The organism is Butyricimonas sp. DFI.6.44 (genome assembly GCF_022132345.1).
GTDB classification, from domain to species: Bacteria; Bacteroidota; Bacteroidia; order Bacteroidales; family Marinifilaceae; genus Butyricimonas; species Butyricimonas muris.
Genome location: NZ_JAKNJD010000008.1, coordinates 19,278 through 44,338 on the forward strand (window position 1 = coordinate 19,278; position 25,061 = coordinate 44,338).

Annotated in this window: 16 protein-coding genes; all 16 read right to left on the reverse strand. The window is 46.1% G+C overall.

Translation table 11 applies throughout. The features are described 5' to 3' along the window. Positions 1-5: 5 nt before the first annotated feature. Positions 6-1,514 (reverse strand): RagB/SusD family nutrient uptake outer membrane protein, encoded by a 1,509-nt coding sequence (locus L0M98_RS12010; protein WP_099290510.1) that lies wholly within the window; start codon positions 1,512-1,514, stop codon positions 6-8. After that, complete coding sequence (locus L0M98_RS12015) at positions 1,511-5,077, reverse strand: SusC/RagA family TonB-linked outer membrane protein (RefSeq protein ID WP_176554914.1); 3,567 nt, start codon at positions 5,075-5,077, stop codon at positions 1,511-1,513. The genes L0M98_RS12010 and L0M98_RS12015 overlap by 4 nt, the downstream gene beginning before the upstream one ends. 145 nt (positions 5,078-5,222) lie before the next feature. Further along, on the reverse strand, positions 5,223-6,389 hold the full coding sequence (locus L0M98_RS12020; protein ID WP_227216096.1) for a FecR family protein: 1,167 nt from the start codon (positions 6,387-6,389) through the stop codon (positions 5,223-5,225). Between the two features lie 105 nt (positions 6,390-6,494). After that, positions 6,495-7,046 (reverse strand): sigma-70 family RNA polymerase sigma factor, encoded by a 552-nt coding sequence (locus L0M98_RS12025; protein ID WP_099290513.1) that lies wholly within the window; start codon positions 7,044-7,046, stop codon positions 6,495-6,497. 883 nt (positions 7,047-7,929) lie between these two features. Further along, positions 7,930-9,072, reverse strand: a complete 1,143-nt coding sequence (locus tag L0M98_RS12030) for a TlpA disulfide reductase family protein (RefSeq protein WP_227216097.1) — start codon at positions 9,070-9,072, stop codon at positions 7,930-7,932. 15 nt (positions 9,073-9,087) lie between these two features. Continuing rightward, the gene (locus tag L0M98_RS12035) at positions 9,088-10,218 is read right to left on the reverse strand and encodes a TlpA family protein disulfide reductase (RefSeq protein WP_227216099.1); all 1,131 of its coding nucleotides are present in this window, start codon (positions 10,216-10,218) and stop codon (positions 9,088-9,090) included. Between the two features lie 17 nt (positions 10,219-10,235). Beyond that, positions 10,236-11,174: a hypothetical protein gene (locus tag L0M98_RS12040; RefSeq protein WP_227216100.1), complete on the reverse strand. Its 939-nt coding sequence runs from the start codon at positions 11,172-11,174 to the stop codon at positions 10,236-10,238. A gap of 27 nt (positions 11,175-11,201) precedes the next feature. Next, positions 11,202-12,767 carry a RagB/SusD family nutrient uptake outer membrane protein gene (locus L0M98_RS12045; protein ID WP_227216103.1) on the reverse strand — a complete coding sequence of 522 codons (1,566 nt, stop codon included), beginning with the start codon at positions 12,765-12,767 and terminating at the stop codon, positions 11,202-11,204. 12 nt (positions 12,768-12,779) lie between these two features. Then, entirely contained in the window at positions 12,780-16,349 is a 3,570-nt protein-coding gene (locus L0M98_RS12050) for a SusC/RagA family TonB-linked outer membrane protein (protein ID WP_237961705.1), read from the reverse strand. Positions 16,350-16,427: 78 nt separating this feature from the next. Next, on the reverse strand, positions 16,428-17,576 hold the full coding sequence (locus L0M98_RS12055) for a FecR domain-containing protein (RefSeq protein WP_227216106.1): 1,149 nt from the start codon (positions 17,574-17,576) through the stop codon (positions 16,428-16,430). 85 nt (positions 17,577-17,661) lie between these two features. Continuing rightward, a complete protein-coding gene (locus tag L0M98_RS12060; RefSeq protein ID WP_227216107.1) occupies positions 17,662-18,225 on the reverse strand; it encodes an RNA polymerase sigma factor in 564 nt (187 codons plus the stop codon). Positions 18,226-18,620: 395 nt separating this feature from the next. After that, the gene (locus tag L0M98_RS12065) at positions 18,621-19,892 is read right to left on the reverse strand and encodes a thioredoxin domain-containing protein (protein WP_227216108.1); all 1,272 of its coding nucleotides are present in this window, start codon (positions 19,890-19,892) and stop codon (positions 18,621-18,623) included. 5 nt (positions 19,893-19,897) lie between these two features. Continuing rightward, positions 19,898-21,067, reverse strand: coding sequence for an aspartyl protease family protein (locus tag L0M98_RS12070; protein WP_227216110.1), 1,170 nt, complete (start codon positions 21,065-21,067; stop codon positions 19,898-19,900). A gap of 3 nt (positions 21,068-21,070) precedes the next feature. Continuing rightward, positions 21,071-22,210: a retropepsin-like aspartic protease gene (locus L0M98_RS12075; RefSeq protein WP_186976680.1), complete on the reverse strand. Its 1,140-nt coding sequence runs from the start codon at positions 22,208-22,210 to the stop codon at positions 21,071-21,073. A 14-nt stretch (positions 22,211-22,224) separates the two neighbouring features. Next, on the reverse strand, positions 22,225-23,925 hold the full coding sequence (locus L0M98_RS12080; RefSeq protein ID WP_227216352.1) for a S8 family serine peptidase: 1,701 nt from the start codon (positions 23,923-23,925) through the stop codon (positions 22,225-22,227). Positions 23,926-24,023: 98 nt separating this feature from the next. Next, entirely contained in the window at positions 24,024-25,022 is a 999-nt protein-coding gene (locus L0M98_RS12085) for a TlpA family protein disulfide reductase (RefSeq protein ID WP_227216112.1), read from the reverse strand. Positions 25,023-25,061 lie beyond the last annotated feature (39 nt).

The following is a 25,061-nucleotide window of genomic DNA, read 5'->3' on the forward strand; positions in this document are numbered from 1 at the left end:
TCGATTTATAACGGCATTCTTTGAGGTTCCGAGGCTCCCGGATTCTGTTCCAATTTTCCGTTCCGGTCAATGGCTTCGGAAGGAATAGAAAGTACATACATCGGATCACCCTCTCTCAACACGTAAGTTTCATTCTGTTGTTCATTCAACTGCCAGATTTTCTTTATTTCAGGCATACCGAAACGTCGCAAGTCAAACCAACGCTGTCCCTCGAAGCAAAGTTCGCGTTGACGCTCTTCACGATAAATTTTCAACAAATCATCAGCTTCCTGCATCGGAATTTCATCCAGAACTTCACCGTCTCCCGGAAATATTCGCTTAGCCCGCAAGGCATTCAATAAATCCAATCCCTCTTGCCCGGCTTGTGCATCCCCAGTTTTCTTGTATTTCTGCAGTAAAGCCTCACACCCGTTCAGCCAAGCCTCGGCAACCCGGAATGCCTGACCGAAAGTGACGGACTTAGCCGCCCACTTATCCACCTTCTGACCAACCACCTCGCCTGTTATCCAATCCGTAATATCCGAAAAATAATATTCCAAACGGCAATCTTTTGCCGGAGCCGTTTGTTCAAATAACTTCATCAACTCGTTGGAAGGACAGTAGCTATCCGTAGCAGAACCACCCACATTATACCAGTTCTGTTTAGCCCCGTACATCCAGATAATCTCTTTATTTCCATTCTCCAGAACCTTCAATGTTGGTAACTCACCCGTTAAGTCTACCAAATCCTTACGCTCCATCACGTAACGGGAATGCATCAAAGCTGCATCCCAATTTTCCATGTACAAATAAACACGGGAAGCAAGCAAATGAGCGGACAACGCGTTCAAACGGTAAACAGCAGATTCCCTTCCTCTCATTTCCAACAAACGGATACCTTCATTCAAGTCCGACAAAATTTGCCTGTACACTTCGGATACCGTATTCCTCGGCGAACCGGTTTCTACAATATCCGGACTCAAGACAATCGGTACTCCCGGATTCGTCAACGAATCTTTATTGCTGTAAGGCAGTGCGTAATAATTCACCAACTGGAAATAATAGAAAGCCCTTAACACAAGAGCTTCACCTTTTAAACGCTCCTTGTCCTCGTCCGTCCCGATTGAGCCATCCGCGTATTTCAAAGCAATATTACATCCCAGTACCCGTTTATAATAATTCTCCCAACAATTCATCCCGCCAGTCATGCCATATCCGCCTTGTTCTTCCGCATCCAAAGCAATTTCATAAGCCAACGGTTGCCAAGTGTAAAAATTCTGGTATAGCAAAGCCTCATCCGATCTGCCGGAAGAATACAAACTGGTATACTCATCACTCAAATAGGAACAAACCACATCCATGGCTCTTCCCTCTGCCGGATACCCTTCCCCCCACAACAATTCATTGAAAGAGGTCGTCGTTTCCGGAATCATTTCATCCTGAGGTGTCTTCTCCAAAAAACTATCACAAGCAGAGAAACACCCCGCACATAAAATCAATATATATAATTGCTTCATCGTTCTCATAATCATCATAAGCTAATATTAATAGTAAAATTATAAGAAGGTTGTCTCGGTACGGCCGAACTCGATGTTTCCGGATCTTGGTTGCGCAACCGTTTGTTAGCTATCACGAATAAATCATTTCCCGAAAGCTCCATTGTCAACCCGTTTAATCCCAAACGAGAAGCGACACTTTTCGGGAACGAATAATTCAATCCGATACTGCGGCAACGCAAGAAATCTCCACTCACCACCCGGTGATTTCCCTCGTCCCACATCGTGTACATACTTTCCGTGCCCGCCGGGTGCACGTACATATAGGTACGTCCCGGTTTCAAGAACCCCGGGTTATCGGTAAATTCCTCGTCCCCCGGCTTACGCCAATGTGTCACGAATTCCGCCGGAACATTCTCGTAGTGGCTTGGAGCATCCAGCGCCATACGGGAATCATACACGGGACGCAACCGGATTTTAGCTCCCAGATTATAAGCAAAAGAAGCCCTCAACGTGAAATTATAAAAAACGAAACGAGTGGAAAGCCCTCCGGTCACGACCGGGTTACGACGCCCCGAGTATTCAAGAAATTTCGTCGGGTCCTCTTTCATCTCTGTGTTCGTGTACCCGTTTCCACTATCATACTCGAAAACAGGAAAGCCATCCTCATGTGTCAATCCCTTGTATTTCCATGACCAAAACGAACTCACCGCATAATCATTCAACACAACTGTCCCCGACAAATACTCGCCATAAGACCTGTTCTCCGTTTTACGACGAATCTTATCTCTGTTCCATGAAAGCACGGGAGAAAGCGTCCACCTAAAATTCTGTGTTTTCAACGGTACAAAAGTTAAAGAAACATCTATCCCCTCGTTCCGGATATTCGCCCCGTTCTGGTAAGCCGCATCCACACCTTGTTCAACGGGCACGTTCAACGTGTACAATAATTCTTTGCCCCTCTTCTGGTAATATTCCACGGAACCGCTGAAACGACTATCGAACATAGAGAATTCGAGTCCCAAATTGACAGTTTGAGTCTTCTCCCACCGCAGATCGGGATAAGGCAAACTTTTTAAATTCAGAACATATTCACCGATATACTCGTCTATGGGCTTCAAGGGATATTTCGCTATTAAATCCGGTCCCACTGTTGAAATCACATTTCCCTGCAAACCGTAAGATACTTTAAGTGACAAATCGTTAAACCATTTCTGCTTTTCCATCCATCTCTCCGAAACCACGTTCCAACGAGCGGCAATACTCCAGATCGGCAAAAAACGATTGTTCGTCTTCTTACCGAAACGACTGGATGCATCCACCCGGAAATTCGTATTTAAAATATAACGATTCTTATAGCTATAAGCCAAGGTCGCCAACAAAGACATTTTATTATTAATCTGGTCGGTCAAGGACACAGGATGCTTGCTGGCGGAAGTACCGTAGAAATCGTACAAATTCCCGGCATCTGCCTGATTATATTCATAATAAATCACTTTACCTCTATCGGGGAAGTAACCGTATTCCGCCGTTTCAAACCCCGTTTGTTTATGTGAAGTCATCTCTCCCCCGACCATCACGTTCAATGAATGCACGTCATCCCACGTCTTCATATAATTCAACCGGGCATTCACCATCCACAAATCACTATTCTCCTCGTCCCGCTCGTACCTGCCCCCGTAAGGATACATTGACAATTTCTCGTTGATACTTCCCGGCTCCACGCTCCCGTAATCATAACCTCTCAAATTAGCCATATAATAAGAACGGTCGGTAGCCCACTTTTCCGTTAACCCGCGAGTGGCAGAATAAGAAACCAACACATCACCTTTCAATCCTGCCAGAATATTCGCCCTTAAAGAAAGTGCTGTCGAGAATGATTGGTTTTCTCCCTCGGAACCTGATTCCCTTAACTCATCCAGCACGTTATAAGTCAAATCATACGTGAATTTATGCACTCCTTGATACTGTCCCTCTTTAATCTCCTGCGACACGTAATTCGTCGATCTCACGTATCTCTCGTCTGCTGCTAAGGTACGGGCAGTTCTCAACGCGTAATTCATCGGATTCACGTCGTAAAAAGAAGAGACCTGCCGATTGGAATATTCCATTTTAAAATCGGCATCCAACCATTTGAACACGGGTAATTCCACTCTGGAATTCAACGTGTAACGCTTCACATCATCCCCGTTCGCCGTTCCTTTGTCACTGGCAAAACTTGCCGAGATATAATAAGATATTCTATCCTTTCCCCCCGAAATAGAAAGCGAGTGGGAATGGGAGAAGGCATTAGAAAACAGCACGTCAAACCAATCCGTGTTCATAACCTCCCGTCTTGAATACTCTTGTTCTACATCGCTAAAAGGTATCCTATTCTCCAAATAATCAAGCATCGCTTTCTCATAACCGTAACGAGGCGTGGATGCCAGTATCAACCCATCCTCGAAAAACTCTTTCGATAATTTCATTCTCTCTTGGGAATTCATCACATCAGCCGATTTCCGGTAAGAAGGACGCTGTTTCACGGTATAAGTTCCCGAATAATTCACTGCCGTCCTCCCCGAACGCCCCTTCTTCGTCGTCACGACAATCACACCGTTTGCCGCCCTTGTCCCGTAAATCGCCGTGGCGGAAGCATCCTTCAAAAAAGTGATACTTTCTATATCCATCGGGTTTAAACCCGATATAGCGTTACCAAACATTAAATAATTCGGGTTCGTCATTTCCATCGCGGCAGCAACGTCTTCATTAGCGATATTCACAGGATCTTCCCGGATTACTCCATCAATCACCCAAACGGGAGCCGCATTTCCCAATAGTGTTGCCGTTCCCCTCATTCGTATCTTCGGAAGAGCTGAAGGACTCCCCGAGGTATTCACAATCATCAATCCCGGGATTTCGCCCTGCAACATATCATCGATCGAATTCATTCCCGATTTCATAATATCGGCGGCTTTCACCGTGTAAGTGGAACTGGCAGACAATCGCTTGTCAATCCTTTGATACCCGGTCACCACCACTTCTTCCATTTCCTGAGCGTCTTCTTCCATCACGATCACCCAAGGATTCATCTCTTTAAAGCGCAAGCAGGACAATGTCTGTGTTTTCATCCCAATAAAGGACACAACAATTGTCGCCTTTGATAAATCGGGAACCATCAAAACAAATTTCCCGTTCTTATCCGTCGAGACACCGACAGTTGTCCCCTTCAACAACACGGAAACCCCGGGTAACGGCAAACCTCCCTCATCCTTCACGTACCCTGTCACCCGCGCATTCGTTAAAGAATCGGTCTTCGATTCTATCAAACGTTTTACGACCACAACCTTATCATTCATCTGATAATAAAGCCCCGTACCTTCCAGTACCTTACCTAAAATTTCCTCTAAAGACGTATCTTTAAAAACTGCATCCAGCCCTTTGATTCCGGCAACATCTGCCACGTTATAAAAAAAGGTAATCTCACTTTTCTTCTCCAACGTCCAAATAATCTCTTCCAAGGTAGCCCCCCTCATCTCTATACTCACCTTCATCTGTTGAGCCCGCACACTGGCAGACAGGGACATAACAGAACAAAATAACACACACATACATAATTTCATAATCCTAAAAATTTTTCCATACTTCCCTTTACAGGGGAAATACTCTTTCCACTTTTTTTTCATAACTTTGTTTTTCAAAATTTTTAAAACACTTATCTCATGAAAGTGAGATATTGACAGGCGATGTTCGCAGCATCGCTTGTTTTTATTTCACTCCTAAAACAATACGTTTCCCATTCACTTCTACTGTCAACTTATCCGTGGCACGCAGTACATTCAATATCGGCGTGATATCCTCGCTCCTGTCCAATTTCCCGGCAAAAGCCATATCCTTTATAGATTCATCAAGATAAACGACTTCCACGTCATACCAGCGTGCCAACGTCCGCATAATATCTTCCAACCTGTCCTGCCGGAAAATAAACTGCCCGTTTCGCCATGCCATAAATAAAACTGGATCGACCTCACGCACTTCCAACGCCGCTTTCTTCCGGTTCCATTGTGCTTGTTGGGCGGGTATGATTCCCACCTCCTCTTTTTTCCCGAATCCCGTGAAAACAGACACGTTCCCCTTCAACAATGTGGTTTGCACATTCAACTCGTCGGGATACGCCTTCACGTTGAACTCCGTCCCGGTCACCAACACATCCATATCTTTCGTCTTCACGATAAACGGGTGTTTCTTGGATGCCGCCACTTGAAAATACGCCTCTCCTTCCAACGTGACCACCCTCTCCTTGCCCGAAAATTTCACGGGAAACTCTATTTTACTCTCGGCATTCAAATAAACCGTTGTCCCGTCACTCAATATCAGATTATACTCTCCCCCGGTCGGAACAATAACTTTATTCGTCAATCCCGTTCCCTGTTCTCCCACCTCCCGGTTATAGTTAATTCCCGCAGAATCGTTCATGATAATCTTCCCGTCTTTCTCGACGATTTCATTCATACTTCGAGTATCCAGCTCGACCTGCCTCCCGTCGTCCAACACCAACACCGCCTTCGCTTGCCCCGGCACGATCGCGGCATCCGCCAAACACGGCTCCCCCGCATCCTTTACCGTCAACACCCAAAACACGATTCCGACAGCGACCAATGCCGCAACTGCCGCCGCGTACGCCCACCATTTCCCGATCCTTCTGTCGTGCTTCATATCTATTTCCTTCCTGAAGGCATTCGCGTATTTCTCCACGTCAATAGAAGCCCATTTCTGGATTCTCGACCTCACGTGGCTTTTCTCCGTCATCTTCTCGTAGAGAATCCGGTTCTCCGGCTCCTTTAGCCACTCCTCCAATTCCCGCCTCTCTTTTTCGTTCACCCCTTCCAAAAGTTGTTTGGCTATCAATTGGTATATTCTTTTGTCTTGTATCATCGCTTTCGACTGTTTTATCGCATTGTATATTCATATAACAACTGAAAAAAAGAAATCGATGAATCCCTTTTCAAAAAAATAATGTTAAATATTGAAAATACAATATCAAGGCAAGCGAGTCCAGTCCACCAAGAAAAGAAGATAAAAATAGTCTTTCAATAAGCCCCGCAGTTTCTTGTAAGCATTCTGTTTCAACGTCCTAACCGAATTGATTGAAATATTCAATTGCTCGGCGATCTCCCCGTTCGAGAGTTCCTGAAGTGACATTAGTATCACTTTGCGGGACTGTGGTGCCAATTCGTCGATAGCCTTGTAAACCAAAGCGTATACTTCCTCCTCGATTATATTATCCCGCGTATATTCTTCGGATTCCAGCATTCCTTTCTGCACGTAACGGGTAACAATCGCACCGTGTTTCAATTCGTTCAAGGCAAGATTTCTCGCCGTGGTGTACAAAAATCCCTTGATCTTATCCTCCGACTCGAAAGTTAAATCCTCACGCCATAATCGGATAAAACATTCTTGCGCAATATCGGCCGCAATCTCCATATCATCAATATATTTATTGGCAAACATTACCACAGACGAGAAGTTCTTCTCGAAAAAGACCTTGAAAATCCGACGATCCTTGTTATTTATTCCGATAACCGTATCCATAATACACCACTGTTACAGAACAAATATAGGCAATAATCGAAATTTCGCACAAAAAACGACTAAATATTTTCCGTTCTTACCAACAAGGCACGTTCCACATCCCACACTTTCCTCCTGCCGACTACCCCGGCAAATAGTATCAATCAACATGTCAAAGAACTTTTCCTATACAAATATACTTCCCGCTTTACCCTTTTCCTACCATTTTTCATAAAGAGCCCACGTGTTTTCACGAACACCCCTATTTAAGACATGAACACGTCTTTAAGCAACCGATATCCCGTGCCAAATCCGCTCGAATCAGTGTACACGACTGCATCACTTTTAAATCACTCCCGTATCAAAAACGCACCCAAGCACCTTTGATACGGGAGTGATTCGAAGGTAATACGTGTTTGACTCGGGACTTCAACGGGTTCTCTTCAAATTCTGTCCGAATTCTGATAAAAAGAAGAATCCCAAACATAAAGGTCATCTTTCTCTTAAAGTAAGCACCTTCACCCAGTGTTCTATCGTTATTGCTCCGTTGTAGATATACCCCGAAGCGTTTCTACTCTGTATCTATAACAAACGTACGACCACATTACTCCTCAAGTATTGCCCGTTCGAATACTTAAAACAGGGAAAACGGGACTCAATTAAAAAAGAGGGCGTGTCTAAACATGCCCTCTTGTCCATAAGATCTGAAAATCCATAATGTCGTAAGGTCAAATGTACAGGTTGTTAGCATATTATAACACTGAACATCATTGCGTTTTAAAACACTGACTTTATAAACTTTAGGAGCCGAAGGCTCGACTTTATGAACTTTATAAACTAGAGGTGTGTCAAAACACACCTCCAATCCATCCAAAATTCACACGCACAAAGCTGGCGCGAACAACTATTTTTGTCCGGCGAAAAGTTCTTCCATCTTTTGGGCTAATGCCTCTCCCCGCAAATCCTGCGCGACGATTTTCCCTTCCTTGTCGATAATGTACATCCGCGGGATTCCGGTTACACGGAAGCGTTGCGCTATGGGACAATCGAATTTATTCAAGGTTGACACGTGTTTCCAATTCAACTCGTTCTTCTCGATGGCAGCAACCCAAGGTTCTTTTTTCGAATCCAGAGAAACTCCCAGTATTTCCAATCCCCGGTCGTGATACTTTTTGTAAATCTCTTTCACGTTAGGCATTTCAGCCATACACGGACCACACCACGAAGCCCAGAAATCGAGCAACACGACGTGTCCCCGCAAACTGTACAGGGAGAGTTCCTGCCCGTCAGGAGTCGCAGCCCTAAAGTTCGGGGCTATTCCCCCGACACTTACCATACCCATTTCATCGATATTCTGCCTTAATTTCACGCCCGGTGCTGATTGTTTTACCCGATCGGTCAGATGATTATAAAAATCCTGCACTTCCTCGAACGTGTAGTTATCCATCAGGTAACTCTCGAAAAAATAAGTCGAAGCGTAAGCATCACGGGTTGAATCCATGTAATTCCGAATCGAAGCGGTAAGCGCACTATCCAGAACGTGAAACATGTGCTTGAGGGAATCGACGGCAGCTTGATCGCTGTAATCCACTTTACCGGCAGCCATCATCTTTCCCAGTTGCATGAACGACACTGTCGTTTTAAGACTGCTCCCTTTTTCAAGCAGTTCCTGCTCTTTATTGCCTTCACACGTGACCGTTATCGAGGTTGTCGGTTTGCCTTTCCATTCTTTGGTAGTTTCCTTGAAGGTGATCGTCATCGGTTCGCCGTCCACTATGATTTCTTTCTTTTTGTCTTTGCCATAGGTCAATACCATTTTCTGTACCTCATCTACATTTCCTTTTAAAGAAAAGGTGAAATCAGGAGCCACACTGACCGAATCTATCACCCGTTGATTTTTGCCATCAACGATTTCATTCAAGTACAATTTGTTACCTGCCCCGTTTTCCCACGTGCCGGTAATCCGGTAGGCGACACCTCGTGAACAGGAGAACGCGAACACAGCACACGCAAGGATTATTACCCCGTTTGTCAATATCTTTATCATATACAGTTTATTATTTTATTCTTGAAAAAGTTCATCCATTTTATCGCGCAATTCTTCGCCGCGCAAATCTTTGGCAATAATTTTCCCGTCTTTCCCTATGATATACAGTTTCGGGATAGCTACCACTTGGTATAATTTCGCTATCGGGCATCGGTTCATTCCCTTCAGGGATGAAACGTGATGCCACGTCAATCCGGCTCTCCCGATTGCCTTTTCCCAATTCGCTTTGTTATTATCCATAGATACACCCACTATCTCCAGTCCGCAGTCGCGGTATTTCTCGTACAAGGCTTTCACGTTAGGCATCTCGTCCATGCAAGGACCGCACCATGATGCCCAAAAATCAATCAGTACGATACGCCCCCGCAAATCTTTCAGAGCGAGTTTTTTCCCGTCGGGAGTCGTCAATTCAAATTCCGGGGCAGGACTCCCGGGAGCCAGTTTTTTCAATTGGGCGATACGTTCCCCCATTTCTTTTCCTTTACCCGTTTGCTTGACACGCTCGGACAGACGGTTGTAAAAAGAAGCGATATCATCGAGTGACATCATTCTCAACATATTCATCTCGATAAAGAAAGGAGCGACGTCGCTATCATTGTAATGTTGAAGAAAGTGTTCTATCTGATCGTGTTGCTGTTTTTTGACTTCGGCTATCTGCACGGCGACAGAATCCCGTTTCGCTTTTGTTTCAGCCCGCTTCAAAGTCAGTCCCAAACCACCGAGAGAAAAATTACGGACGTAGTCATCTCCCCAGAATCGTACCATATCTTGTGCTGCCGCATGTTCCCGCGTCTCTTTCTCCAGCACGAAGGCTGCCGACGGGTCTTTGTACGAGTACTCCACGTCCTTGATTTCCAACTTGACGGGGGTCCCGTCCAGAAAAACGGCACGATAGCCCTGTTTCACGCACGCGATCATGGCACATTGTTTCCGGTCGAGCTCCCCCCGCAGCGCAAAGGTTCCGTCGCTAGCCACAACCACGGAATCCACGAACACGCCCTCGATGTTCCCGTTTTCCAAACTACGCAGGCTGAGCGTTTTCCCGGCACCGCTTTTCCAAACGCCCGTGATGTCATAGGCGACTTGGGAATATGCTGCCTCACACGCGAGGCAACATACTATAAAACTCAAAAATCTTTTGAACATTATCTTTTGTTTTTACTTTAATCAAAATAACCGACAGGGAGAGGATCGTTGGGACAGAACGAGTTCTGCAACGCTATCGGGTCCATCTCCATCTGTTTCACGATAAATTTGGCAATCAGGAAGGCTCTCTGTTTCACGATATCGAAACGGGCGAAAATGCGATCCATTTCCGTCTTGGGGGTCGACATGAGAAACGACAGGTAGTCCCCCAGATCGGCACCATCCTTGTGCGGCATGAAATACCCGTAATCCGGATAATGATCGGAACCAACCAGCCCGTGTGAATAGAGCACATAGTGGTAGGCATCAAATTCTCCTTCCGGGTCGGCGTCCTCTTCCTCATCATACTGGTAAATAAACTGGTATGAAACCAACGAGAAAAATTCGGCGGGCACATCCATCGAGTCGTAGATTGTCCCCATGATACCCGTAACGATGCCGGAACGGACTTTTTCCCAGTCGCTGTCACCGAATTGCTCCATACCGCTCCCGACGTGCGAAACCGCCATGCCGTGGTTGTTCAAGTTCAGCGTGGTGACCAGATTAGACCGATTGTAAGTGGAAGAGTTGCAAACGGAATCGACCAGATAGATTTTCTTCGGCAGGAACTTGGCAATAAACGCTTCCGGGTAACTGGCGAAGACATCTTCCAGCATGAAGGTGACCATTTGCCCGACGTAGTTTTTATTCGCTTCTTTCACGGGAGCGTACCAGTAGACAGTCCTACTGTTCCATGTCGTGTAGAACTCGGTCCGGTCGAAATCATAAAGCACGAACGAGCCGTATTTCTCGTAAACGGAATAAATTTGTTCTTCCACGGAACCTGCCTCTCCACGCGGCAGTTCGAAAGGCGGATTACCCAATTCCGGCAGCGGTTTAAGCGAATCTTCTGAAGTACAGGCAAACACGAGCGGTACAAACAGAATCACAAGGCTATATATTAATTTTTTCATCATACTCGTTTTGAATTATTGTTCATGTTCTTACTGTCCCACGACGGTCACCCGCGGATTGTCGGTTACCCCGTCGTTGTATTCTGTCTCGGAAAGCGGGATGGGCAACAGGTAGTTCGGGCTGCCCGCCTCTAACACGAATGTTTTGTAAGTATTCATCGAGGAATAGAATTTATGCTCGATTCGCGGCATCCCTTGCCTGCGCATGTCCCAGAAGCGCATCGCCTCTTCGAAACAAAGTTCCCGACGGCGTTCTTTCCAGATGAACCGGATTAACTCGTCCCGCGAGGCGAAGTCTGAAACGGTTTTCGGGGTATAGGACGCGGCTAGAAATTTCTTTTCCCTCAACTCGTTCAACAGGTCTATTGCCTTTTGGCTGATGTTATTATCTTTACGGGCATAGGCTTCTGCCATATTCAGGTACACTTCCGGGCTTCTCCAACATTCACGCGCCTGCCCCACTCTTGAAAACCGATCGGCTTTCAACGGGTAAGCCTGTCCCGCAAAATATTCCGGTCTTAATCTCGTACCGCCTAACTTGAACAATCGGGCGAAATAGACTTCCTCACGCAGGTCGCCTTCCTCGTAAAGGTTCAGCAATGCGTTGTCACCCGTCCACGAGGTATGGAATCCCCAACCGTAATATGTATAATAACTGGCGGGTGACATAAATTTGTATTCCTTGTCATCTTTACTAAAAAGGAATACCGTTTCGCTATTACCTACTTGATTAATAAAGAAGTAGTCGCTACCGGACAACCCGCAGGAATCCCGGTTGACGTTATTCAGATCATAGAGCGGATTTCCTTCCAACGCCATAAACTCTTCGGAAGCCCGGATGACCTCATTCCAGTCCTCCCGGAACAAAGCCACGCGAGAGGCAAGGAAATAGACCGCCGCCGGGGTAATTTCCCACTTGGAATAATCGGAACTCGCGTCCGGCAGGTATTCCTGTGCTTTGGTCAAGTCCCCGTTAATGAGCGTGTAGATATCTTCTACCGATGCCCGTTCGACCGCATCCACGTCGACCACGGGAGAGGTTCGTTTGATTACACCCAATTTACTTTTGTTTTCCTCCGACCAAGGGGCGGCATAGGTATTAACAAGGCAGAAGTAATGATACGCGCGCAGCGTGTAAGCCTGTGCCGCCAGTTTACAATAAGTTCCCCGCTCGTTCTCGGCATATTTCATATCGGGTAAAGCGTCGATAACGAGATTGCACGCCAGTATATTCTTGTAACGGCTGTCCCAGAACTTGTCCGTGATGTATTGCGAATAATCTTCCCACCATGTATAAAGTACCTCGCCGTCACCCGCATCCCGATCGACAGCATCTATCATGTCCACTTTGCTGTTGTTGTACATGGATTCGTCGTAATAGAGCGGTCCCATTTCCACGTCATCGGTCATCAAGGCTGTCCACCCGATTAGAGAGGCAAATTGATCGGGATAGGCTTCCCCCAACAACAGCGGGACAAAGTCATTCACGTCCGTCGGAATCAAAAGATCGGCGGAATCTCCCTTTAAATAATCATTACAAGCCATTGCCAGCCACGGAATGAATAACAAGAGAATGTATTTATTTATCGTTTTCATAACAGTCTGTTTTTAGAAAGATACATTAACACCAAAACTATACGTGGGCAGAGAAGGGATATTCGCCCCGTTGGTTTCAGGGTCTAATCCTTTCCATTTTTTATCGGCTATCGTGAACAGGTTCGTGACTTGGAAGCGCAACACCATGTTGGAAATATGCAAATAATCGAGTACTTCCCGGGGCATATTATAGCTGAGTGCCACCATTTTCAATTTCAAGAAATCGGCTTTCGCCACCCTTATGTCACTGTAATTGTACAAGACGTAAGGGTCGGGACTTCCCGTGAGTCCGGTTGAAATATCATACGCTGCCCCGGCTTCCGTTGCCAGATAATTTCTGAAATCCGTGTAATTGTAGGGCGCCGGGTAAATGGTGTTGTCCCCTGCCTGCTTCCAGCATTTCAGCCATTCGTCGGAAAGATTGGTCAACGGGTCTATGGTGGACGAATCGTAGAATTTCGGCAAGCGGGATACACTTCCCACGCTATACGAGAAGTTCATGGATAAAGAGAATGACTTCATGAATGTAACCTGCGTGTCGAATCCCCCGGTAAGTTTCGGAAATATGGAACCTCGATGGACTAATTCCAGATCCTGCCGCAATGCTTTATGCACGATTTCCCCGCTCTTTGCATAAAACAAGGGATAGCCATTATCTTGATTCACCCCCGCGAAACGGTAAGCGTACATGGAGCCAATCGGTTTTCCCTCTATCGCGAGGGTTCCCGCCAACATCTGATCGACAACGCTCGCGTCGCTCAAGTCATTCCGGTTCGCCAGAGTGATCTCGTTTACATTGCGCCCGAAATTGAACCCGAAACGCCAGTCCCAATCACGAGTTTCCACCAATCCCACGTTGAGGAATCCCTCGAAACCTTTGTTTATCATTTTACCGGCATTGTAATACAGGATATTTTGTCCCGTCGATGCCGCCACTTGTTTCGACATGATTAGATCAGAGGTGTTTTTGCGATAAATATCAAAACCGCCTTTCACTCTTCCGTTAAACAAGGCGAAGTCAACCGCCGCGTTCCATGATTTCGTTTTCTCCCAACGCAGGTCGGGATTGGGCAGTTTGCTTATCTTTGAAACCGGCAGTCCGGTAATGTCATGCCGGTCACCGACTTTAACAATCAAATAAGGCGTGGCATCCTCGTGGATATTCCCCTGTATCCCGTAAGACCCGCGTACGGCAAGATTGCTGATCCATTTCACGTCTTTCAGGAATTTCTCGTTGGATACATTCCATTTCAACGCGAATGAATAAGTGGGCAACCAACGATATTTCGGATCGCTACCGAATTTGTTGGAACCGTCGGAACGAATATTGGCATTGAACACGTAGCGATTGTCGTAACAATAGCTGACGATACCAAAGAACGACGCCACTTGAGTAAAGGAATTCGTGTTTGTCGGTTTATTGCCCGAGTAGTTAGCCACGTAACTGTCGGTTTGAACCGGGCTGAACATTTCCCCGAATTCGGGCACCCAACCGTAACCGGTTTGTGACACCCCTTTGTATTCATTCCGGCGAGCCTCTGTTCCGGCGGAAGCGGAAATATCATGTACATCAACCCGATAAGAGTAGGACAACATATTCCGTATCGTGTAGCCGCTTTTTCTTGTATATCCTTGGGTAAGCATACCCCCGTAAGGTAGTTTTGATTCAGAAAACTCCGGGTCGTATTCCGTGTAAGCGCCGTACTCGTATCCACGGATATCGGTTACCTTGTAGGATTGAGCGGTAGCCCAATCGCGGGTAGAGGTATTTCCCGTGTGCCACGAGAATGTACCCTCGTATTTTAATCCCTCCCACAAATTCAATCTTATGGCGAGCAAAGCGTTGAAGTCATCCATTTTGGAAGATTTTCCCGTGTTCTCCAACTCTTTGAGGATGTTATACCCGATATATTCCCTGCCGCTTACCCCTTTTCCCCGGTAACTCATGTAGTAGGAACCGTCCTCGTTGTAAGCCGGCATGGTGCGGGTGGTAGAATACGCATAATCAAAAGGGTTTACCACGGCCGAATATCCCTCGTTCGAGGTGGATGCAAAGTCTATTTTAGCCGTGAAACCCAAGTATTTATTGTAATTGACGTCCACCTTTGCCAAGGCACTGTATTTCTCGGAATTAGAACCGCGGGCAGCCCCCTCGATATTGGAATAACCTGCCGACACGTAATATTTCACGTCTTCGGAACCACCACTCACGTTCAACGCGTGAGTATGAGTCACGTCCGAACGAAACAGAAGGTCAAACCAATCCGTGTTTCTCGTTTGCAATTTATCCACTTTCTGTTCAAATTCCGTTTGAGAAATTTTCTTGCTCATTAATTCCTCGTAAGCCGCCTCGTAGGTTTCGCCGACAGGAATACGACCGAAATTCATATTCGACTCGACCAGTTGCCGCGAAAACAATACGCGTTCCCGTGAGTTCATACGGTGATAGTTGTTGTAGGAAGGACGGGTGTTGATCGTTACGTTTCCGCTGTAACTAATCCTCGGGCTACCTATCTCGCCTTTTTTAGTGGTAATGACAATCACCCCGTTCGCCGCCTTTACCCCATAAATGGCTGTCGCCGAAGCATCTTTCAGAACGGTGATGGTTTCAATATCTTGCGGGTTCAACCCGGCAATAGCATTACCAATTAGATATTCGGCGTCTTCACTATTAATATCCGACGCGGTGAAAGGTACATCCTGTTCAAGAATTACCCCGTCGACAACCCACACCGGGGATTTATTCCCGTTAATGGTCGCATTACCCCGAATCCTGATTTTCGGCGTGGCACTCGGCTCCCCGGAAGTATTCAATACCATCATGCCCGGAATACGCCCTTGCAACATCTGGTCGATAGACCCGACTCCCTGTACCATGATATCTTTTGCTTTGATGGTCGAAACGGCACTTGCCGATTCGCGTCGGCTGACGGTCTGATATCCCGTGATAACGACCTCGTCTATATCCTGCGTGTCTTCTTCCAAAACGATATTCAACGTTTTTTGTCCCGTCCATCTTACCTCTTTTGTTTTCATCCCTATAAATGAAAACAGAAGCGTCAACGAATCCTGCTTCACTGTCTCCAATGTAAACTCTCCCTTGGCGTCCGTGGCTACGCCGACACTCGTTCCCTTTATCAAAACGGTTACGCCAGGCAGCACGTGTCCTCTCTCGTCTTTCACTATACCTTTTACCGTGAGCTTTTCCGGTTTTTCGTCTTTCTGCATCTTCTGCAAGATGATTACTCCCGCATCATACAAGCATGTTATGCCTTTGTCGGCAAAGATTTCATTCAGCAGATCCATGACTTCCCGTTTCTTTACCTGCACGTCAAAACGAGGGATAGCCTGCACGTATTCACTCTTGTACATGAAGCGGATTCCCGTCTGATTTTTCACCTCCCGCAGGAATTCTTCCACGTTGCAATTTTTCAAATCTATGCTGACCAGCTGATTCTGGGCAACCACGTCCCCCCGAACCTGCATCAGCAACACGAACATTAGAAAACACATCATTTTCATGACTCTAAAAACTTTTTGAGTCGAGCGTAAATTTCCTTTACATTCTCCACTTTTTTCCATACTTTTGTTACCTTAAATTATTACTTGCCAGGTTTCTGGCGCTCTCTATGACGGAAGGATCTGCCAATCCTTCCGTTTTTATTTTGCACTCACAAAAATTGCCTTTCCCCGCACTTCGAATTTGGCTCCCGTACTTATCTCCAAGAATCTCAAAAATTCCTCCACCTGCCCATAACGTTTCATGTCACCGGACAGACGCACTTCTTTCAACTTGGCATCCAGATAGAACACCTCACAATCATACCACAAGGAGAGTTTGTCCATCACGTCTTCCAACCGATCGTCACTAAAGATAAAATCTCCGCTTTTCCAGTCGATGTATTTTCGTACATCCACGTTTTTTACCTCAATCTGACCGGATTCAGCGTCATAAATCGCCAATTGATTCGGTCTCAACATTGCCCGTGTCTGACCTTTCCGTATATTTATTTTCCCCTCCACCAATACCGATTCGACTTTATTTTTTTTCCGGGTATTCACATTAAACTCCGTGCCGACGGCTGTTACTTCTACTCCGTTTACCTCCACCGCGAAAGGGCGTTCCGCATCTGCACGCACCTTGAAGTAAGCCTCTCCTTGAAGTTTCACTACCCGTTTTTTCCCGACAAAACGAATCGGGTATACCAGTTCCGAAGCTGAATTTACCCAGACTTCCGAACTATCGGACAACACGATCTTGTACTCACCTCCCTTGTTCACTGCCAGACGGTTATAGGCAACAGTAGACATTGCGCCAGAAGCTGAGGTATCTTGATAAGCGATAATTCCTCCCGTGTTGACTTTTATGGATACATCCTGTTGCTCGAAAATATCCATGTTCTCCCGTTCAAGTTCGACAGTCTTTCCCGTGGATAAATATAATTTCGCTTTTGCCGATCCGGCTTTAATCTCTCCTTTCGCAATAACGGGAACAGGTTCCGGTTGAGGACGGGAACCATAATATCCCACACCTAACGCAAGCAGCACGGAAGCGGCAAAAGTGGTAATCACCCGGATCATCTTTCTCTTTTTTGCCATTTTCCGGTATCGTCTTTCGTCTTTCCTTCCGATCAGACGCTCCCGCATCGCCCAACGCTGCCGCAGGTAATCCCGTTTCAACGTTTCGTAATATTGACGGTGTTCCTCACTTTCCTCCAACCATAGCAGGACTTCCGCCTTCTCCTCCTTCGAAAGTGTTTCCCCTTGCCAATAGTCAAGTAATTGTATATCTAATTTCTCCTTATCCATGATTTATATCTTGTTTCTACTTATAGTAGACAAGAACGTCAAAAACGGTTGACAAGAAAAACAGTTTTTTTTAAACTTTTCGAATTTAAATGTCTTTCCCCCTGCAAATCAAGACATACACGAGGAATGCCGAACCGGAAACAGATTCTCTTAGCGTCTTCAAACTCCGCACTAAAAGAGTCTTCACGGTCGCAACTGAAAGTCCCAGATATGCCGCAGCTTCAGCATATTTCATGTTTTTCAAATGCACACATTCAAGCACTTCACGACTTCTCGGCGGTAATTTATCCAACTCTTGCAATACCCGGTTCACTATTTCTTCACGAGAAAAATCCGTATCCTCCCAAATCCTTTCCGCCTCAATCACGTCCGACAACGGCGTCATTCGCTTTTGTTCCTTCAGTCTTCTGACCGCCATATTCCGGACAGACACGTATAAATAAGACCGAAGTCCCTCTTCTTTCAAGTTTTCGTTCAATTTTTTCTCCCACAAACGCACAAAGAAATCCTGCACGAGATCTTCAGCCTCATCCATATTATTCAATATGGAATCAGCCCATAATACCAACTCGTTGTAGTAATGATCATAAAGATCATCCACGGTAAACGTTTGATTTTGCGCATTATCCCTTTGCTTCTCTCTCTTCACGGTGATGAAAACTTCAATTAATAATCTTCAAAAATAAACAATTTTCAATCACCTGCTAGCGAAGTATTTTATTTTTATGCCAAAGTCTCTTTTTTTGTAAAAAAATAAGAGGCTGTCAAAAATCATTTTAAACTCCCTCCCCCCTTCGGGTATTGAGCCCGAAACGGTCTCGAATCGGCTCTCGCTCGATAGACAACGAGCAAGTTCTCTGTCTGTTCTCGCTTACTCGCCGATTTCCCTCTATAAACAGAGGGAGAGCTTAGTTACTCACCGTCTTTGGCGAGAGTCACCAGCTCCTCCTCTGTTTATAGAGAAGGTGGATGCGAAGCAGACGGAGGAGTTTTTAGAAGAAAATGACTTTTGACCCTCCTTATTCTCTTTCACAATGAAATCACCTACTTCAATAACTGTTCTTGAATAATCTTTTCGTATTTTTCCGGTAAAGCGCCTGTTTCTATAATCGGTTTACCCCCGACAGGAATAAAAAACAAAGTCGGCAGTGCCACCACGTTGAATATACTGCACAATTCCTTCTCTTGATCGGCGTTCACTTTCAAGAATATAACTTTATCCTTGTATTTCTCCGCCATCTTTTCCAATTCGGGAATCAATCGCATACAAGGCCCACACCACGTCGCCCAGAAATCAATCACGACAGGCTTGTCGCCCTTGAACACGAACTCTTTCCCTACACGGTAATCATACACGTGTTCGAGAAAATAATCACGGATGATCGGGTTCAGTTTACCCGCTTCTACCGTTACTTCCGCCCCGGATTGTACCTCATCCTTCACTTCCGCCAAGTCAAAAGATTGGAAATACACTTTCTGTTTTTGAAAATCAATAGAAATAATCCCCTCGTTCAATATCCCGGTCCCCAGCACGGAACAGGGTAAATCCTTATCTTCCGACACGAGTACACCGAGCAAATCATTTTTCACGAAAGTACATTTCCCCACCAACTTCGTGTCATTCGTGGTCACGGCTTCCGCATAACCGTTGAACAATTCGGTAGAACTTCCGGTCGTACCGTTTATTTTGGTATAATCGGCGGGAGTCAACGTGAACATTCCGTTGTTCCAAGTATCAAATACTAACGACAAAGCAGTACTGTCAAGGGTTACGGGGAATATAGCCACACTTCCCGGCAGCGTGTTCATATCCGCCCGATGATCCAATTTCATGTACGAGGGACGGTAAGGTACGGAGGTCGTGATCTTCTTCCGCTTGCTGTCGATTGTCAGCACGACATTTTGGAACAACGCACCCCCGATTATTCCCGCCACTCCAAGTTTCCGCAAATAAGGTTGCTCTTCCAACACGAAAGCCGATACATTGTTCCCGAACACGTTGTTCCCGAAAGCCATCGTGCCGATGGAAACGCTTCCGGCAGTGGGGACTTTTTTGTACAAAAATGTATCGTAACGAAAATCACCTTTCGAGGCGGTATCTATATGGAATTTTTCGACATATTCCGGTAAAATGGCATTATGACCGGACAAGTCCAGCACGAAATCCGCCCGCTCACCGTTGACGACCATTTCGATAATGATTTTACCGTCCGTTTCCCGATAATCCCTTACCTCAGTTGCGGTATTTTTGGATTGGGCAAACGTCAATAACGGGAGTAACACGATTGCCAACGACATAAATATTTTACTTTTCATAGGTCTTAGAATTTTCTAATTTCAACTTTCTTTTCTTTACCGTCCTTCAAGATTACGATTTCGGTTCTGTCTCCTTCAATAGCATCGAGTAAAGCATCTATCTCAAACTGACTTTGTTTCAACCCGGACAAATCTTTCCCGTCTACCCGAATAACATGATCTCCCAACGCAACCTGTTCCCGCACGCTGTTCCATACCGTCGTAATCTCGAAATGGCCTCCCACGGGCAATATCCCCACGTTCCAAGTTTTTAACCTGCCGGACAAATCTTCGATCGTATCTTCATAAGGGAAAAAGTAAAAACGGTCACGGGCATAATCTATCACCACTTTGCCATATTGCAACATCTCCACTCCCAACAAAGACATTCCCATTTTGATCGTGACGCTCTCCATGTTCGTGAATTTCTTTCCCGTAAAGTTGACCTCGTTGATTCTGACCTTACTCATTTCCGCGGTATTCTTCAAGTCAAAGCCGCCTATACCGACGTTTTTTATCCCGTTAGCCGTTCCCAACAAACAGTTGCCCGCATTGTCTTTTAACCCGGTGTAATCATCGGCGGAAAGCGATAACAATCCGCTGGCACCGGTATCGAATAACACACGGCGGGTGATTCCCCCGAAATCAACATCCACGATCGAGTGATTGGCACCACCCGGGTAAAACGGCACACCGTCCGTAATCTTCAACCCCGCGGGACGGTATGGGTAGTTGATGATCATTATCTTGTTCCGGGCATCAAAGGTGACAACCGCTTGCGCGAAAGCGTCGCTCCCGAGTATGCCAGCAACCCCGAGTTCACGAAAGAAACCGTTCGGCGGGAAAATGATACTCTTCATCTGAGCCAATTTATAATTCGGGCTTAACTGCACGTCCTTTAAAACGGCTTCCTCGTAAGAAAGGCTCATCCCGTTCACGTCTGAAACCCCGCGGACACCCATCCCTTGCATCGCTTTCATTTCCGCAGCGTACTCTCTCACCGTGCCTGTCTGCCCGCCCGTGTCCACGATATATTTCACGGTCACCCCGTTTACCGTCACGGGAATAATGATTTTCTCGCGGATGAACTCGTAATGAATCGTGTCACATACCCGTTTCGTATTTTGCTGCGCGTTCCCATTTAAATATAAACATGCGATGCTGAGAAACACAAGTAATATTTTAATATTCCGCATACGCTATTCCTTTTGATAAACGATTATTCTCTCCCCTTGTCGGGTCTGTATCGCCAGCTTGGTTTTCTTTTTCGTTTTTAACTCGGGAATCCCGTTAATAATACTCTCGCAGAAATCGTATTTCCCCACGGGCTTCCCGTTGATCTTCGTGACTTTGTCACCGACCTCGACCACGCCTTTCATATCGCCCCACACGACAGACACGATCAACTCGCCCTCTTTTACCCGCAACGCCACGTTATAATGTTTGCTCTCCAGATCGTTTTCCGGCTCATAAGCTTCAAAATAAAAGCGGGCACGCGGATAATCGAGCGTGACGTTACCGTAATCCAACAATTTAATACCTAACAAAGTAAAGGGCGGCGTAGATGTTTCGGCACTCACGTTTCTAAATTTCGTACCTCCCACGGACAACAGAGGAAAACATACACGACGGGATACATTAGCGGCAGCCATTCCGGCAACCCCGATGGAACCTTCCCCGTATCCTTCCGCCAGAATATCAAACGCAGCAGCGGATTGCAATGCCTCGAAATCCGTGTCTTTCAACGAAAAAAAGCCGGGACATCCGGTATCAAACAAACAGACGATGTTATTTCCCGCACCTGCCTGCAACGCTATAACCGGTATACCCGACCGCGTGAAAGGAATCATTTTCCGCAATGATATCGCAGAAGCCCGCTCGGCAGAAGTGAGCGTGACCGTTTTCGCCTTCCCGTCAATCTCGACAATCATACGCCCGAGCAAATCGCTACCGATTAACCCGTCGGCACGGAAACACTCGAAGGGCGAGGGTTCCGGCAATTTCATCGCCGGCACGTTTCTGAAATTGATTTTCTCGTCGGAAGTGAGCAAACTTTCGATTGCCACAATCGGATAGGCTGCCACGTTACTGTTCACGTCCGTTACCTGTAAAGAATCTACCACGACCAATCCCAATTCCTCGCATATCTCTCCGGTCAAAGCCGTACGCCCGCCCGTATCAAAAATAAAAGAGCGAGGCGTTCCGTTCATTACCATATCCACGATCATTTTACCCCCGATTACCCGGTAGGGCAGCACAGCCTTATATTGCTGTGCCGCCACCGGATATATGATCATAAAAAACAGCCATGAAAAGATTATCTTATTTCTTATCCTCATATTGAAATCATAAATTATTTACCCCATTTATCGGCAGCCACAAGGGCACGGTAAGCGTTCAGTACTCCGCCCGACAAGCACAAATCATCGAAAAGGAATAAATCCTGTGCCTGTTTCCCACCGACTTGAATCCCTTTCTCTACCTCTGCCCCCTTTCTGGATGTTACGTTTTGTAACAATATATCACGTACTTGAGAGCCCGACAATTCCGGGTAATAAGCCTTAATCAAAGCTGCCACCCCCGCCACGGACGCTGACGCCAGACCGCCACCGCTTCCCGTTTGGTATGTATCACCTGTATAGGTAGAGTATATATTGATACCCGGGGCAAATAAATCCAGTTCCTTTGCCCCGTAGTTCGCGTTCAACGACGGGTTCCCCTCCTTGTCCGAGGAGCTGACGATCATGAGGTTTGTCAATTCCTTGTCGCCGGTCATCCGACGGTTCGGGTAAAACATCTGTTTTGCCAGATCCTGAGATAATTCCCACGCGGGTACAATCACTAATACCCCCTTGCTTTCGGCATAACGCAAAGCCTCGCTCATCCACTCCTTCTGCCCGTCGGGATACAACGTGTTTTGTTGAGGCAACACGACCACGTCAGCACCGTGATCCACCGCATAACGGATGGCTAACACCATATCTTTGATGTACGGCTCTCCGCCAGAAGCCAATACGCGCAATGTCATGATTTCCGCCTCATCCATGATACCGTCACCGCCTAAGCCATTACCTCTCTTTCCCCCGATAATCCCAGCCTGCATCGTTCCCAACCCCGCATCGGATGTCAACAACACGCTGTTGCCGTATTTATTGTCATTTATATTCAAATAATCGTCACCGACAATATCCTCCCGGCCATCATAACCGTATTGTTTCAACACCTCCTCGTAGGCCTCTTTACCGCGGGCAACACTGGTTTCCACGAAAGTTTTGTACACGAAGTCCATGTCATCGGTTTTATATAACTGGAAACTCATCGCGATAAACGAGAATACCACCTCACTCAAAGTATCTTGAGGGGCATTCAGGTCGTAACAAGTCTGAAATTCCTGCAACGTGATCTTCTGTCCGGGAAATCTCGCGTTCAATTCCTCCTTAAACTTTTGTCCGTATTCCTCAATAACATAAGCCAAATTCCACCCGCCATAGATTCGAGCAAGCTGGGATTCGGGCATAACCACATTCTTGTAATAAGAATACTCGGACAAGTTCTCCGGTGCCTGCACCTTAACCCTTTTCCCGTCTATTATCTTGAAAAATTCCCCGTTGCTTGTGATATAATCAGCGTATTTATCTTTCAGACGCAGAAATTCCCGATCGCCCTCCCGCATCAGCCATTCCATAACCTGTCCCTCCTTACCGCCCAAAAAGTTCCAACCGTTAATATCATCCACCAAACCGTTCTTGTCGTTATCCTTACCGTCCGCCTTTTCTTTCGGGTTCACCCAGATAGCCTGCCGCAAGTCCTCATGCTCCACATCCAACCCGCTTCCGATCAATGCGACAATCGGTCTTTTCTTTATTTTCTTTCCTTTCAGAAATTCATAAGCCTTATTTATCTCTGCCCCATACACCCCGTCTTCCTCGAAAGAACAATTGTACCAATCCAGATCCGCTTGTTTCTTTTGGGACTGGCTTTCCTGTTTAATCAATTGTGCACTCGCCACGCAAGCATACAACCCGATCACAAGTAATAAAAAATACTTTTTCATCATCTACAGAATTTATCATGTTATACAATACGAAAAAACTAAAAATATAAAGTTACTCGTGCGGCTGGAATCAAAAATCTAAAATCATAAATCTAAAATTATTCCCGTCTGGCTTTTAAAATCGCCTCTCTCACTTGCTCTCCCCGTAAGCCGCGTTCAAGGATTTTACCCTCTTCGTCTACCAGAAGGATAAAAGGTATACCGTAGAAGCCATAGGCTTTTTGAATCTCGTTCGGGGTATCGCCGATCGTGAATCCCTCTTTATTCCAAAGCATTACCCAAGGCAAATTCTCCGTTTCCAACATTTTCCGCCAATCTTTTTCCCGTTTATCGAGCGAGATACTGATAAATACCAGATCATCCCCTTTCAAATCGTTATAGATCGGCAAAAGGCTTTTCATCTCATGCCTGCAAGGACCGCACCATGAAGCCCAGAAATCAATTAACACCAGTTTCCCCCGGAAGTCACTTAAACGAACCATATTACCTTCCGGATCTACATAATTGAAATTAAAAGCCTGTGTCCCTACCGCGAATCGAGCCAGACTATCCACCCGATTAGCCAACCATTGCACGGTCAAAGCATCCCGTTCTTCTTCCGCAATTTGTTCCAGCAACATTTTGTTCGGTTCATACGCCTCGATTTCAGACAGATATGCCAATGCACTGTACATCGTTCCCCGTAAACGCCCTTTCACCCCCGGATCGATCGTTTTCTTTTTTTGACTTTGCTCCGCGGGCATCCATTTTAACAATTCCAAGAAATCGTCAATCCCGGAAAAACTCAAAGAACTGTTCTCCGGTTTCACCTCATCGTAATACCCTTTAATGGTAACTTCGGTATTCGTCAGGTACACCGCCTGTCGCGTAGTCCCGATCCATAGGATATACAAATCCGGCTCGATTTCCCTGCTCCCGGAGGAAAACGTTCCCCCGCTAGGGACTTGAACCGATAACAAGGATTCTCCGTTTATGGTTTCCACGCGAATCTCCGTGGGATTCAACACGCGCAATTTACCCGACAATTTGAATCCAGTTTGAGCAAAAACGGATACTGTACTTCCCAAAAACAGAAGCATGATTCCAAATCTTAACATACGTCAGTTTTATTATTTGCAGGTTGTCCGAAGTATCGG

Bases quoted from the DNA above. Each gene is read 5' to 3' on its own strand.
- L0M98_RS12010 (WP_099290510.1), bottom strand. From the start codon at position 1,514: ATGATGATTATGAGAACGATGAAGCAATTATATATATTGATTTTATGT.
- L0M98_RS12015 (WP_176554914.1), bottom strand. From the start codon at position 5,077: ATGAAATTATGTATGTGTGTGTTATTTTGTTCTGTTATGTCCCTGTCT.
- L0M98_RS12020 (WP_227216096.1), bottom strand. From the start codon at position 6,389: ATGATACAAGACAAAAGAATATACCAATTGATAGCCAAACAACTTTTG.
- L0M98_RS12025 (WP_099290513.1), bottom strand. From the start codon at position 7,046: ATGGATACGGTTATCGGAATAAATAACAAGGATCGTCGGATTTTCAAG.
- L0M98_RS12030 (WP_227216097.1), bottom strand. From the start codon at position 9,072: ATGATAAAGATATTGACAAACGGGGTAATAATCCTTGCGTGTGCTGTG.
- L0M98_RS12035 (WP_227216099.1), bottom strand. From the start codon at position 10,218: ATGTTCAAAAGATTTTTGAGTTTTATAGTATGTTGCCTCGCGTGTGAG.
- L0M98_RS12040 (WP_227216100.1), bottom strand. From the start codon at position 11,174: ATGATGAAAAAATTAATATATAGCCTTGTGATTCTGTTTGTACCGCTC.
- L0M98_RS12045 (WP_227216103.1), bottom strand. From the start codon at position 12,767: ATGAAAACGATAAATAAATACATTCTCTTGTTATTCATTCCGTGGCTG.
- L0M98_RS12050 (WP_237961705.1), bottom strand. From the start codon at position 16,349: ATGGAAAAAAGTGGAGAATGTAAAGGAAATTTACGCTCGACTCAAAAA.
- L0M98_RS12055 (WP_227216106.1), bottom strand. From the start codon at position 17,576: ATGGATAAGGAGAAATTAGATATACAATTACTTGACTATTGGCAAGGG.
- L0M98_RS12065 (WP_227216108.1), bottom strand. From the start codon at position 19,892: ATGAAAAGTAAAATATTTATGTCGTTGGCAATCGTGTTACTCCCGTTA.
- L0M98_RS12070 (WP_227216110.1), bottom strand. From the start codon at position 21,067: ATGCGGAATATTAAAATATTACTTGTGTTTCTCAGCATCGCATGTTTA.
- L0M98_RS12075 (WP_186976680.1), bottom strand. From the start codon at position 22,210: ATGAGGATAAGAAATAAGATAATCTTTTCATGGCTGTTTTTTATGATC.
- L0M98_RS12080 (WP_227216352.1), bottom strand. From the start codon at position 23,925: ATGAAAAAGTATTTTTTATTACTTGTGATCGGGTTGTATGCTTGCGTG.
- L0M98_RS12085 (WP_227216112.1), bottom strand. From the start codon at position 25,022: ATGTTAAGATTTGGAATCATGCTTCTGTTTTTGGGAAGTACAGTATCC.